We start from the raw sequence: 12,500 nt of genomic DNA, 5'->3' as shown, positions 1-12,500 counted from the left end.
GCGGCCGGGACGGCGGGCTCAGCGGCCGCCGAGCTTGGCCTCGGCGAAGGCGCGAAGGCCGCCATAGGTTTCGAGCATCTCGCCATCGACGTCGTCGTCCTCGATCACGATGCCGAGCCGGTCTTCCATCTCGGTCAGCAGCCCCGCGACAGCCATCGAATCCAGCTCGGGCAAGTGGCCGAACAGCCCCGATTCCGGGCCGAGCGCCTGCGCCTGTTCGGGATCGAGCCCCAGCACATCGGCAATCAGGCCCTTGAGTTCACGGTCGAGCCCGGCGCCTTCGAGATTGTGCGAAACGGTCATCCCTGTGCAAACGTCCTTCTTGTCGTGCCGTGGCGGCGGGGCTTAGCCATGCACGGGCACGGGCGCAAGGTTTGGCCCTCGCCGCAGCAGCCGCTTGGCGAGCGCGGGCCAGGCGCGAGGGGAGCGCGGATCGAGGCAATCGATGCGGTAGCGCGGGCGCACTGCCTCCATCCAGTCGGCCTTGTAGCTCTGGTCGCCGGTGCCGAAATCGACCAGCGCCACGTGGTCGACGTCGATCACGTGGCGGAACAGTTCGGCAGTCAGCGTGGTGCCGGCCGAAAGGTGCCTGTGGCTTTCGAGATAGGCGAGCTTGTGGATGTAGGCGGTGCCGTTCTCGACCGTCCAGGCCTGCGCCGCGACCGCAACGCCTTGGGCGCGGGCAATGCCGAGGCGCAGCCGGCCCGCCGCACCCTCGGCTTCGGCGAAGGCGCGCAGCATCGCGGGCTGGTCTTCGGCGGGCTTCCAGCTGGCGGCATAGATCGCCTCGTAATCGGCCCAGACGGCAGGGTCGAAACGCGTCAGCACCTCGACCTCGACCTTCTTCGCCTTGCGATGGAAGGTGGTGCGCAGCGGGCCGGGGCGGCTCTCCCAATATTCGGCGAAGCTGCGCCCGCGCACGGGCAGCACGTGGTTGATGTCGCAGGGTTCGACCGCGACCTGCCAGCCCGCCGCGCGGAAGGCGCGCGCCAGCCGCTCGGCCGAGCCGTCCTCCTCGGGCACGGGCTCGAGCGTCACGCGCCAGCCTCTGTTCTTCAGCTGGCGCGCGATGGCTCCGAGCAGGCGATCACCCGCTTCGCCCGCCGGAGCCAGTTCGCGCCAGGTGAATGAGTACCAGTTGCGCAAGGGCGTGATGCGCCCCGCGCTCTCGGTCAGGGCAAGGGCGGCGCTGCTCTCGGCATCGCTGGCGATGGCGACGAGCGGCACGAGCCCGGTCTCGGCCAGCAGCGCAAACCATGCGGGCCGATCGAAGGGCGCGCGCGTCTCGAGCCCAGACAGCGCTTGCAAGACGTTAACGCTATCGTGATACCGCGCTTCGATCACTGAAAGTCCGTGTCCCTCATGCCGCACCTGCCCGATCCGACCCCGCGTCCGCTCGATCACCTCGCCGAACTGGCGGGGGCGGGTGGTTACGGAGAGAGCCCGGCGCTGGTGCTTCGCGACCGCAGCCTTAACCACGAGGAGTTAAGACAGCGTGTCGCGCGGCTCGCCGGATGGCTGGCGCGCGAGGTGCCGACCAAGACCTCGCGGGTGGCGAGCTGGGCGGCCAAGGGGGAGCTGACCTGCCTGCTGCCGCTGGCGGCGGCGCGCGCCGGGCTGGTGCATGTGCCGATCAACCCGCTGCTCAAGCGCGCGCAGGTGGCGCATATTCTTGCCGATAGCGGCGCGGCGCTGCTGATCGGCACGCCCTCGCGGCTCGCGAGCCTCGAGGCGGGCGATCTGCCCGAGGGCTGCATGGTGCTGGACGAGGCTGCGGCGTTGGCGGCGGCGGAGGCGGCGGGGCTGGAACGCGGCCCCTCCGAGGCCGATCATTCGGAGCTGGCGGCGATTCTCTACACCTCGGGCTCGACCGGTCGGCCCAAGGGGGTGATGCTGAGCCACGCCAACATGTGGCTCGGCGCGGTGAGCGTGGCGCATTACCTCGGCCTCGAGGGCGACGACGTGACGCTTGCCGTGCTGCCGCTGTCCTTCGATTACGGGCAGAACCAGCTTTTGAGCACGTGGTATGCTGGCGGGAGCGTGGTGCCGCTTGATTTCCTCTTCCCCAGGGACGTCGCCAAGGCATGCGCGAAGCATGGCGTGACGACGCTTGCCGCGGTGCCGCCCTTGTGGGTGCAGCTGACCGAGACCGAGTGGCCCGCTGATGCTGCCGCGCCGCTGCGCCGCCTCACCAACAGCGGCGGGGCGCTGACGGTGGATCTGGTGCGGAGCCTTCGGGGGATGTGCCCCGGGGCGCGGCTGTTCCCGATGTATGGCCTCACCGAAGCCTTCCGCTCGACCTATCTCGATCCGGCGCTGGTCGACACCCACCCCACCTCGATGGGCAAGGCGATCCCCTTTGCCGAGATCCTTGTGGTGAACGATGCGGGCGAGATCGCAGCCGATGGCGAGGAGGGCGAGCTGGTCCATTGCGGCCCGCTGGTCGCGCAAGGATACTGGCAGGATCCCGAGCGCACCGCCGAAAGGTTCAAGCCCGCACCTGCCGCCTCGCGATATGGCGGGACGGCGGTGTGGTCGGGCGACCGGGTGAAGCGCGACGCGGATGGCCTGCTCTATTTTGCCGGGCGGCGCGATGCGATGATCAAGAGCGCGGGCAACCGCATCTCCCCGCAGGAGATCGAGGAGGCGGCGCTCGCCTCCGGCTTGGCGGCGGAAGCGGTGGCGCTCGGCGTGCCGCATGCGCGCCTCGGGCAGGCGGTGCATCTGGTGGTGCGCGGCGACGAGGGCTCGCGCGAGGAGCTGGCCAGGCGGCTCCAGCGTGACCTCCCCAATTTCATGCAGCCGCAGATGATCCACTGGCGCGAGGCGATGCCGCTCAATCCCAACGGCAAGATCGACCGCACCGCATTGCAGGCGCAGCTCAACAAGGAATTCGCGGAATGAAGCCCGTCGGCCCGATCCCTCCCGGCTTCGAGACCATCGGGGGCGAACTCGCCATCAGCGGCCGCCGCGCGAGCGAGCTGGCGGCCGAGGCCGGGCGCACTCCGCTGTTCGTCTATTCGCGAGCGATGCTGGACGCGCGCGTCGCCCAGCTGCGCGCGGCGCTCCCTTCGCGGGTGGGGCTGAACTTCGCGGTCAAGGCCAATCCGCACCCTGCGGTGATCGCCCACATGGCACCGCTGGTCGACGGCTTCGACATCGCCTCGGCAGGTGAATTGAAGCTGTGCGAGGCGGCGGGGATCGACCCGCGCCGCATCAGCTTTGCCGGGCCCGGCAAGCGCGACGCGGAGCTCGAGGCCGCCATCGCCGCGGGCGTCACGCTCAATTGCGAGAGCGAGGGCGAGGGCGACCGCGCGCTTGCCATCGGCCAGCGGCTCGGCATCGCGCCGCGGATCGCGGTGCGGGTCAACCCGTCTTTCGTGATCACCGGATCGGGCATGAAGATGGGCGGCGGGGCCAAACAGTTCGGGGTCGATGCCGAGCGGGTGCCCGCGCTCGCCAAGCACCTGATCGCGCAAGGGGCCGAGTGGCGCGGCCTCCACATCTTCACCGGTAGCCAGACCTTGAGCGCCGAGGCGATCATCGAAGCGCAGGCCAATGTGCTCGGCCTTGCTGCCGAGCTGACCGAAGCCATCGGCGCGCCTTGCCCCAAGCTCAACATGGGCGGCGGGCTCGGCATCCCCTATTTCCCCGGCGATACCCCGGTCGACCTGCCGAAAGTCGGCGCGGCGCTCGCCGAGCGGGTCGCGCACCTGCCTTCTACGCTGGCCGAAACCGAATTGTGCATGGAGCTAGGCCGTTTTCTCGTCGGCGAGGCGGGGGTCTATCTGACCCGTGTCATCGATCGCAAGCAAAGTCACGGGGTGATCTTCCTCGTCACCGACGGCGGGCTGCACCACCAGCTGGCGGCCTCGGGCAATTTCGGCACGGTCGTGCGCCGGAACTATCCTTCCGCGATCGCAACGCGCTACGGGGCCGAAGCAACCGAGGAGGTCAACATCGTCGGCTGCCTGTGCACCCCGCTCGACCGGCTCGCCGACAATGCCATGATGCCGCGCGCCGAGGTGGGCGATCTGGTCGCGGTGTTCTGCGCCGGAGCCTATGGCGCCACCGCCTCCCCGAGCGCCTTTCTCGGCCATGGCCCGGCGGCCGAACTGCTGGTCTGAGCTCGGCTCGGCGCGCCGTTAACCGCGCGCGTTAAGGCCCGTCCGGGCGCTGTCCCGATCCGGGATAGGGCCCACTTCGGCGCTGTATAACTAATCTTATCTTCACCATTTCCGGCCAAAACAACCCCGACGTTCCGGGTGCTCCGTGTCGCAGGTCGCTCCTGCGCGTGGGCGGTGCGCCCGGCCTTGGCCAAGGATCCACGACCCATGTCCCAGCTTTCCGACCTCAAGCGCCTTGCGGCCATCGGCTTTCTGGCGGCCCTGCTTGCCGCCTGCGCGAGCGGCGGGAAGGAGCTTCCGCCCGCGAGCTACGGCGATGGCAGTGTGGTGCCGAGCGAGGAATACACCATCGGGCCGCTCGACGAGATCACCATCCACGTCTGGCGCAACCCCGAACTCAGCGCCGACAAGGTCCGCGTGCGCCCCGACGGGCGGCTCACCATCCCGCTGGTGCAGGACATCCCGGCGGTGGGCAAGACCGCGACCGAGCTCCAGGACTACATCGCGGGCGAGCTGTCGAAATATATCGAGCAGCCGATCGTCTCGGTGATCGTCAACACCCCCGAGGGCAACTTCACCCAGCAGGTGCGCATCATCGGCGCGACGCCGCAGCCCGCATCGCTGCCCTACCGCGCCAACATGACCGCACTCGACGCAATGATCGCGGTCGGCGGGCTCGGCGAATTCGCCGCCGGCAACCGCGCCAAGCTGATCCGGCTCGACCGCGAGCGGGGCACGCAGACCGAATACCGCCTGCGCCTCGCCGACCTGATCCGCAAGGGCGATGCCACTGCCAACGTCATGCTCAAGCCCGGCGACACCATCATCATCCCCGAGAGCCGGTTCTGAGGCGCGCCGAGGGATGAGCGAAATTTTCGACGAACTGCGCGCGGCGCTGTGGTCGGTCTGGCACCGGCGCTGGATCGCGATCGCGGTGGCGTGGGGCGTGTGCCTGCTCGGGTGGCTGGTGGTCAGCATGATCCCCAATGCCTACGAGAGCAAGGCGCGCATCTATGTCGACGTCGAGGACGTGCTCTCCAAGCAGCTCGGCATTGCCGGTGACGGCAAGGAAGAGATCATGCGGGTGCGCCAGACCCTCTCGAGCGCCAAGAACCTCGAGAAGGTCATCACCACCACGAGGCTCGGCGAGGGCATCACCGAGCGCGGCGCGCTCGACGCGGCGGTCGCGGTGCTCGAGAAGAAGGTCAAGGTGACCTCCGAGCAGGACAACCTGTTCCAGATCACCGCCGAGATCGGGCGCAGCGAATTCTCCGATGCCGAGAACGCCGTGCTGGCGCGCGATGTCGTGCAGAAACTGCTCGACATCCTGCGCGAGGAATATGTCATCGGCAGCCGCACCGGGATCAGCACCGCGATCGGCGATCTCGATCGCCAGTTGCAGGAACGCAAGGCCGAGCTCGAACAGGCCGAACAGCGCCGCCTCGCCTTCGAATCGCAATATCCCGATCTGGTCGGCGGCTCGGACAGCCTGTCGAAGAAGGTGCAGGACGCGCGCGCCGAGCTGCGCAATGTCGAGGCCGATCTTGCTGCTGCGCAGAGCGGGCTCGCGGCGATCTCGGGGCAGATTTCCTCCACGCCGCGCACGGTTGCGGGCGGACGCGATGCGACCGGGCCGCGCGCCGCGCTGCTGCAGGCCCAGACCCAGCTTGCCGAACTGCGCGCACGCGGGCTGACCGACAGCCACCCCGATGTCGTCTCGACCACCAAGCAGGTCGCGATCCTCGCGCGGCAAGCGGCGGCTGCGGGCGAGGATGCGGGCGGCGCGCCCAATCCCGCCTATGCCTCGCTGGTCGCGATCAGGAGCGAGCGGCAGGCGAGCGTCGAGGCGCTCCAGGCCCGCCGCGCGGCGCTCCAGAGCAATTTTGCAGCGCTGATGGCGAGCCAGGCGAGCGAGCCCGCGGTTGCCGCCGAGGCCAACCGCATCAGCCGCGATTACGACGTGCTGCGCCAGAACTACGAGAAGCTCCTGCAGGACCGCGAGGCGCTGAAGACCCGCGGCAAGGTAGAGGACAAGGCGAGCCAGTTCCGGTTCGACATCATCCAGCAGCCCGGCGTGCCGCAGAGCCCCGCCGCCCCCAACCGCCCGCTGCTGCTGCTGGGCGTGCTGATCGTCGGGATCGGGGCGGGCGTGGCTGTCGCCTATGCGATGGGCCAGCTCAAATCGAGCTTCGCGACCCCGCAGAAGCTCGAGCGCAGCTTCGATCTTCCGGTGATCGGCGCGATCTCGCTGACCGTCTCGGAAGCCGCGCGCGCGATCGAGGCGAAGCGCTTGAAGCAGTTTGCCGGGGCCTGCGGAGGTCTGGCTGCGATGTTCGTGATTTTGCTCGCGATCGAGTTCGTCTCGATCGGCGGGGTGGCCTGAGGACGGGGCGAGGGACATGACCGATCAGGGCAAGATCAATCGCGAGGGCGCAAGGCCGGCATCGCTGTTCGAACGCGCGGATGCGGCCTTCGGGCTCGATCCGCGCGGGAACGGGATCAAGCTTCCCCCGGTTGCGCCGGTGCCGCAAGCGCTGCGTCGTCCGGCTCCGGCTCCCGAGCCGCAGGTGCAGCCGCAGCCGACTGCGCCGCAAGCCGCACCCGAACCCGCCGCGCCGCCGCCGCCGCGCGCGGTGGCCTTCTGCGGACCGTCTGCGCATATCGACCGCACGCATCTGCGCGATGGCGGGCTGATCGTGCCCGAGGACCCCGTCACCGGGCTTCTGGAGGAGTTCCGGATCGTCAAGCGCGAACTCCTCGCCGATGCGCGCACCGGCGGCTCGCCGCTCGCCCGCCGCATCCTCGTGTGTTCGCCCCATTCGGGCGAGGGCAAGACCTATTGCGCCACCAACCTCGCAATCGCGCTCGCCGCAGAGCGCGGCCTCGAGGTGCTGCTGGTCGATGCCGATGTGGTCCAGCCCAGCATCACCGAGCGCCTCGGGATCGCGGCCGGGGAGGGCCTGATGGACGCGCTCGCCGATCCGGCGATCCTGCCCGAGAGCCTCGTGATCCGCACCGATATCGCGGGCCTGTTCATCCTGCCCGCAGGCCACGCCACCGCGCGCGATGCGGAATATCTTGCCAGCGCGCGCACGGCCGAAGTGCTGGGCCGACTGACCGAGGGCGCGCCCGACCGGATCCTGATCTTCGACACCCCGCCCGCACTCGCCGCATCGCCCGCCGCCGAGCTCGCCAAGCATGTCGGACAGGCGCTGCTGGTGGTGCGCGCCGACGAGACCAGCCGCGCTGCGCTCGAGGACGCGCAGCAGCTGCTTTCGGCATGCGGCGACATCAAACTGCTGCTCAACGCCGCGCGCTACAGCCCCTCGGGGCGGCGCTTCGGCTCCTACTATGGCGCGAAGGGAAAATGACCATGCGTGCCGGCACCCGCATCCTCGCCCGCTTTCTGCTGACCGTCGGCTTTGCCGCGGCCGCGGCCGCGCCCGCCTTCGCTCAGGCCCAGGGGCAAGGGCAGGGCGGCGACGGTTCGACCGAGCGCGCCAACCGCGCGGTCCAGCCCTATATCGAGGTCAGCCAGGTCGTCTCGGCCGAACTGAGCCCGGGCAATGACGTGGTGACCTTCACGCAGGTCGCTGCCGGGGTCGACATCAATGTCCAGGGTCGCAACAGCGGCGCGGCGCTCTCGCTGCGCTATGAACGCAACATCGCCTATGAGGACGACGCGGTCGATACCGACACGATCAGCGGCATCGCGCGCAGCACGATAGCGGTGGTGCCGGGCAAGCTGAGCTTCGAATCGGGCCTGCTTGCCACGCGCACCCGGGCCGATGGCGGCGGGGCGGTCACCGCCAACCCGCTGGTGCGCGAGGATGCCGAGAGCCGGATCTACAGCGCCTATGCCGGGCCGAGCCTGCGCACCCGCGTCGGCGATGTCGGCGTCGAGGGCGTGGCGCGGGTCGGCTACAACCGCTTCGAGGTCGACAACGCGCTCGTCACGCAGGGCGGCACTGCGGTCGACACCTTCGACGATTCGGTCACCTACATGGGCCAGCTGCGCGCCGCGACGCGCCCGGGCGAGCCGCTGCCGGTGGGCCTCGCGGTCACCGCCGGAGGCTTCCAGGAAGACATCGGCAATCTCGACCAGCGCGTGCGCGACCTCTACGTGCGCGGCGATGTGACCGTGCCCGTGACCCAGAGCCTCGCGATCGTCGCTGGCGCAGGTTACGAGGATGTCGAGATTTCCAGCCGCGATGCGGTGCGCGATGCCAACGGTGTCGCCCAGCGCGACGAGAACGGCCGCTTCATCACCGATCCCGCCGCCCCGCGCCGGATCGCCTTCGATGTCGACGGGCTCTTGTGGGACGTCGGCGTGCTGTGGCGCCCGTCCTCGCGCACCAGCCTTCAGGCGGCCGTGGGCCGACGCTACGATTCGACCACCTACTACGGCACCTTCACCTACGTCCCCAACCAGCGCAGCGTCTTCGCGCTCGCGGCCTATGACGGGGTGAGCGGCTTCGGCGGGGTCATCAACAACGGCCTTGCGCGGCTCGACAGCGATTTCGAGGCGATCCGCAATCCGGTGACCGGCGATTTCGGCGGGCTGGTGAGCGGCACGCAGGGGCAGGCGATCGTCGGCTCGCTCGGATCGGTGCGCTCCGCCGCCTTCCGCGGGCGCGGGGTGAGTGCCTCCTACCAGCGGCAATTGGGCCGCACCACGGCAACGCTGGGCGCAGGCTACGACCGGCGCACCTTCATCGCCGCAGCCGGCACCGCCCTCGCGCCCGTCAACGGCCTGAGGGACGAGAGCTATTACGTCATCGGCGGCCTCTCGCGCCAGATCGGCGAGAGCGCCAACATCGCCGCCAACGCCTATGCCAACTGGTTCGACGGCGCGGGCGGCAATGATGCCACCGCCGCGGGGGTCTCGGCCGCCTACAACCAGTCGATCACCCGCCGCCTGACCGGGCGCGCGGCGATTGCCGTCGATTACGTCGACAGCGAGTTCACCGCGGAGGATTTCGCCTTCGCCACCGCGCTGGTCGGCCTGCGCTACAACTTCTGACGGAGCACGCGAGCCCATGTACGAAAACTTCTACGGTCTCAGTGGTCGCCCCTTCCAGCTGACCCCCGATCCGCAATTCTATTTCGAGAGCGTCAGCCACAAGAAGGCGATGAGCTATCTCGGCTACGGCCTCAGCCAGGGCGAGGGCTTCATCGTCATCACCGGCGAGGTCGGCGCGGGCAAGTCGACGCTGGTCGCACACCTGATGGAGCGGATCGACCCGGCCGCGCTGACGGCCGCGCAGGTCGTCACCACGGCGCTCGACGGGGCCGAGATCGTGCACGTGATCGCCCAGGCCTTCGGACTGCCGGTCGAGGGCCACGACAAGGCGACCGCGTTGGGTGTGATCGAGCGCTTCCTCCAGGACGAGGCCCGCGCCGGGCGGCGCTGCCTGCTGGTGGTCGACGAGTGCCAGAACCTCGAACTGACCGCGCTGGAAGAGCTGCGCATGCTCTCCAACTTCCAGCTGGGCTCGCACCCGCTGCTGCAATCGCTACTGCTCGGCCAGCCCGAGTTCCGCGCGACGCTCGCTCAGCATCCGGGCCTCGAACAGCTGCGCCAGCGGATCATCGCCTCGCACCACCTCGAGGCGCTCGATGCGAGCGAGGTCGAGCATTATGTGCGCCACCGCCTCGGCTGTGTCGGATGGCAGGGGCGCCCCGATTTCGAACCGGGGCTGCTCGATGCGCTTTACCACCACACCGGCGGCATTCCGCGCCGGGTCAACCAGGTGATGAACCGGCTCCTGTTGCTCGGCGCGATCGAGGAGCGCGACACGCTCGGCCTCGCGATGCTGGGCGACGTCATTGCCGAGATGGCGGCCGACCAGAGCCGCGGCGCGCGCGGGACAAGCGATCTGCGCAGCGCGCCGGTGGCCGAGCCCGCCGCTCCGGTCGCCCCGGTTGCAGCTCCCGTTCCCCCGGCGCAGGGCAGCCTGCCGGCGACCGAAGTCGCGGCCCTGCTTGCCGAGCGCGACGCGCGCACCGCCGAGCTCGAAGCGGCGATCAGCGAGTTGCAGGCTGCCGGCATGGGCCAGCCCGCCGGGGACGCACTCGCCCCCGAGGACGCCCGCGCCGCCGAGGCGCGCCTCTCGGCCGCGCTCGAGCGGATCGAGGCGCGGCTCGAGGAGCAGGAGCAATCCTTCCGCCACGTGCTCACGATGCTGATCGAATGGCTCGAGGAAGACCCGTCGCGCAGGGCCGCGTGAGGCCATGAACGCGCCCTTTCCCGCTGCCGCAACGTCCATCGTCAACGGCCTGTCGGTCGATGTCGAGGACTGGTTCCAGGTCGGCGCCTTCGAGAACGTGATCGCCCGCGGCGAGTGGGACGGGATCAAGACCCGCGTCGAGGACAATGTCTACCGCGTGATCGACCTCTTCGCCGAGGCCGATGTCAGCGCGACCTTCTTCACGCTGGGCTGGGTGGCCAGGCGGCACCCGGATATGATCCGGCGGATCGTCGATGCCGGGCACGAGATCGCCAGCCACGGCTATGACCATGCGCGGGTATTCACCTTCACTCGCAAGGAGTTCGCCGAGGACATCCGCAAGGCGCGCGCCATCATCGAGGATTGCGCTGGTGTTGCCGTCACCGGCTACCGCGCGCCGAGCTTCTCGATCGACCAGCGCACACCCTGGGCCTTCGCCGAACTGGCGGAGCAAGGCTACGCCTATTCCTCGAGCGTCGCGCCGGTCGCGCACGACCACTATGGCTGGCCCGAGGCCCCGCGCTTCGCCTTTCGCCCGCTGCCGTGGTCGTCGATGATCGAGATCCCGGTGACCACCGCGATTCTCGGCGGGCGGCGCGTTGCGGCGGGGGGCGGGGGCTTCTTCCGGGTGCTGCCCTACGCCTTCTCGCGCTGGGCGATCCGCCAGGTCAACCGCCGCGAGCAGCGCCCGGCGGTGTTCTATTTCCACCCCTGGGAGGTCGATCCCGAACAGCCGCGCGTGGGCCATGCGCCGCTGCGCTCGCGCTTGCGACATTACACGGGCCTTTCGCAGATGGCGGACAAGCTGCGCGGGTTGGTGCACGAATTCCGCTGGGGGCGGATGGACATGATCGCGCACCGCGAGGCGGCGCGGGCGGTCGATCTGGTGCTGCCCGCTCCCGAAGAGGAGGCCGCGGCGTGAACGCCCCGGTCAAGGCCGCGACCCGCGTGCGCGCGCCCGACCTGCGCGATGCGGGCGAGGTACGCCGGATCGAAGGCTTCGTCGCCGAGAACGGCGGCAGCCTGTTCCACCGCCCGGCCTGGCTGCTGGGCGTCGCGGCAGGCACGGGCCAGCGCGCCGCCGGGCTGGTGGCCGAGCGGCTCGGCACGGTCACGGGATGGCTCCCGCTCACGGAGGTGCGCTCGGGGCTGTTCGGCAAGGCGCTGGTATCGAGCGGTTTCGGTGTGGGTGGCGGGATCATCGCCGAAACCGAGGAAGCGGCGCGCGGACTTGCGCACGCAGCGCAGGCCCATGCCGCAAGCGGCGGGTTTTCGGGGATCGAGCTGCGCGGCGGCCCGGTGCCCGAGGGCTGGGACAGCTGGTCGGACAAGCACTGCGGTTTCGAACGCGCATTGGCCGGTGATGACGAGGCCGAACTCCTCGCGATCCCGAGGAAGGCGCGCGCAGAGGTGAGGAAAGGCCTCGGCTTCGGGCACCGCGTCACCGTGGGGCGGGGGCGCGGCGACCTTGCCGCGCACTACGCCTGCTACAGCGCGAGCGTGCGCAATCTCGGCACGCCGGTGTTCCCGAAGCGGCTGTTTGCGGCGATGATCGAGGCCTTCCCCGACAGCAGCGACATCCTCACCGTGTGGCAGGGCGAGACCCCGCTGGCGAGTGTGCTCAGCTTCTACCACGTGGGCGCGGTGCTGCCCTACTGGGGCGGCGGCGTGTTCGCAGCGCGCGCCGCCCGCGCCAACGAGGTGATGTATTACGAGCTGATGCTCCACGCCCGGCGCAAGGGGATGGCGCGGTTCGATTTCGGCCGCTCCAAGACCGGCAGCGGGCCCTTCGCCTTCAAGAAGAACTGGGGCTTCGAGCCGCAGCCGCTGACCTATGCCGCGTGGACCGCGCCGGGGGCACGCCAGCGCAATATCGACCCCACCGACGCGAGCTACAGCCGCAAGATCGCGCTCTGGAAGAAGCTCCCGCTGCCCATCGCCAACACTGTGGGGCCGTGGATCGCGCGTGGGTTGGCTTAGGGGGCTGGCCTGATGCCCGGCATCCTGTTCCTCGCCCACCGCGTGCCCTTCCCGCCCGATCGGGGCGACCGGATCCGCTCGCACCACTTGCTCAAGGCGCTGGCGAACCTCGCACCCGTCCATGTCGGCTGCTTCGGCGAAGGCGATGCCGAGGCCGAGCGGG

The 12,500-nt window shown here is 69.6% G+C and carries 11 protein-coding genes and 1 pseudogene; 10 read left to right on the top strand and 2 right to left on the bottom strand.

Translation table 11 applies throughout. The features are described 5' to 3' along the window. Window positions 1–18 precede the first annotated feature (18 nt). Both AX692_RS14895 and AX692_RS14890 read right to left on the bottom strand, forming a co-directional pair. On the bottom strand, window positions 19–303 hold the full coding sequence (locus tag AX692_RS14895; protein WP_073974020.1) for an acyl carrier protein: 285 nt from the start codon (window positions 301–303) through the stop codon (window positions 19–21). 42 nt (window positions 304–345) lie between these two features. After that, window positions 346–1,308 (bottom strand): GNAT family N-acetyltransferase, encoded by a 963-nt coding sequence (locus tag AX692_RS14890; RefSeq protein WP_081095365.1) that lies wholly within the window; start codon window positions 1,306–1,308, stop codon window positions 346–348. Between the two features lie 54 nt (window positions 1,309–1,362). Between AX692_RS14890 and AX692_RS14885 the strand changes: the two genes are divergently transcribed. The 10 genes and pseudogenes from AX692_RS14885 to AX692_RS19780 all read left to right on the top strand — a co-directional run. Then, on the top strand, window positions 1,363–2,904 hold the full coding sequence (locus AX692_RS14885) for an acyl-CoA ligase (AMP-forming), exosortase A system-associated (RefSeq protein WP_081095364.1): 1,542 nt from the start codon (window positions 1,363–1,365) through the stop codon (window positions 2,902–2,904). Further along, complete coding sequence (locus AX692_RS14880; protein WP_073974022.1) at window positions 2,901–4,127, top strand: pyridoxal-dependent decarboxylase, exosortase A system-associated; 1,227 nt, start codon at window positions 2,901–2,903, stop codon at window positions 4,125–4,127. Before AX692_RS14885 ends, AX692_RS14880 begins: the two co-directional genes overlap by 4 nt. Before the next feature lie 207 nt (window positions 4,128–4,334). Then, complete coding sequence (locus AX692_RS14875; protein WP_073974023.1) at window positions 4,335–4,976, top strand: XrtA/PEP-CTERM system exopolysaccharide export protein; 642 nt, start codon at window positions 4,335–4,337, stop codon at window positions 4,974–4,976. Between the two features lie 13 nt (window positions 4,977–4,989). Next, on the top strand, window positions 4,990–6,510 hold the full coding sequence (locus AX692_RS14870) for an XrtA system polysaccharide chain length determinant (protein WP_073974024.1): 1,521 nt from the start codon (window positions 4,990–4,992) through the stop codon (window positions 6,508–6,510). Window positions 6,511–6,526: 16 nt separating this feature from the next. After that, entirely contained in the window at window positions 6,527–7,498 is a 972-nt protein-coding gene (locus tag AX692_RS14865; RefSeq protein WP_073974025.1) for an AAA family ATPase, read from the top strand. Continuing rightward, window positions 7,495–9,150: a hypothetical protein gene (locus AX692_RS14860; RefSeq protein WP_073974026.1), complete on the top strand. Its 1,656-nt coding sequence runs from the start codon at window positions 7,495–7,497 to the stop codon at window positions 9,148–9,150. The genes AX692_RS14865 and AX692_RS14860 overlap by 4 nt, the downstream gene beginning before the upstream one ends. Window positions 9,151–9,166: 16 nt before the next feature. Beyond that, window positions 9,167–10,357, top strand: a complete 1,191-nt coding sequence (locus AX692_RS14855) for an XrtA/PEP-CTERM system-associated ATPase (RefSeq protein ID WP_073974027.1) — start codon at window positions 9,167–9,169, stop codon at window positions 10,355–10,357. 4 nt (window positions 10,358–10,361) lie between these two features. Beyond that, a complete protein-coding gene (locus tag AX692_RS14850) occupies window positions 10,362–11,279 on the top strand; it encodes an XrtA system polysaccharide deacetylase (RefSeq protein ID WP_073974028.1) in 918 nt (305 codons plus the stop codon). Next, on the top strand, window positions 11,276–12,337 hold the full coding sequence (locus tag AX692_RS14845) for a FemAB family XrtA/PEP-CTERM system-associated protein (RefSeq protein WP_073974029.1): 1,062 nt from the start codon (window positions 11,276–11,278) through the stop codon (window positions 12,335–12,337). Before AX692_RS14850 ends, AX692_RS14845 begins: the two co-directional genes overlap by 4 nt. Before the next feature lie 12 nt (window positions 12,338–12,349). Continuing rightward, window positions 12,350–12,500 (top strand): annotated as a pseudogene (locus tag AX692_RS19780) (glycosyl transferase family 1); the annotation flags it as partial.

Origin of the sequence: Erythrobacter donghaensis (assembly GCF_001557325.1) — a bacterium.
Taxonomy (GTDB): domain Bacteria; phylum Pseudomonadota; class Alphaproteobacteria; order Sphingomonadales; family Sphingomonadaceae; genus Erythrobacter; species Erythrobacter donghaensis_B.
This window is presented reverse-complemented; position numbering and strand designations above follow the sequence as displayed.

What these genes read in the sequence shown, in the direction of transcription:
- AX692_RS14895 (WP_073974020.1), bottom strand. Translation starts at nt 303, where the DNA reads ATGACCGTTTCGCACAATCTCGAAGGCGCCGGGCTCGACCGTGAACTC.
- AX692_RS14885 (WP_081095364.1), top strand. Translation starts at nt 1,363, where the DNA reads ATGCCGCACCTGCCCGATCCGACCCCGCGTCCGCTCGATCACCTCGCC.
- AX692_RS14880 (WP_073974022.1), top strand. Translation starts at nt 2,901, where the DNA reads ATGAAGCCCGTCGGCCCGATCCCTCCCGGCTTCGAGACCATCGGGGGC.
- AX692_RS14875 (WP_073974023.1), top strand. Translation starts at nt 4,335, where the DNA reads ATGTCCCAGCTTTCCGACCTCAAGCGCCTTGCGGCCATCGGCTTTCTG.
- AX692_RS14870 (WP_073974024.1), top strand. Translation starts at nt 4,990, where the DNA reads ATGAGCGAAATTTTCGACGAACTGCGCGCGGCGCTGTGGTCGGTCTGG.
- AX692_RS14865 (WP_073974025.1), top strand. Translation starts at nt 6,527, where the DNA reads ATGACCGATCAGGGCAAGATCAATCGCGAGGGCGCAAGGCCGGCATCG.
- AX692_RS14860 (WP_073974026.1), top strand. Translation starts at nt 7,495, where the DNA reads ATGACCATGCGTGCCGGCACCCGCATCCTCGCCCGCTTTCTGCTGACC.
- AX692_RS14855 (WP_073974027.1), top strand. Translation starts at nt 9,167, where the DNA reads ATGTACGAAAACTTCTACGGTCTCAGTGGTCGCCCCTTCCAGCTGACC.
- AX692_RS14850 (WP_073974028.1), top strand. Translation starts at nt 10,362, where the DNA reads ATGAACGCGCCCTTTCCCGCTGCCGCAACGTCCATCGTCAACGGCCTG.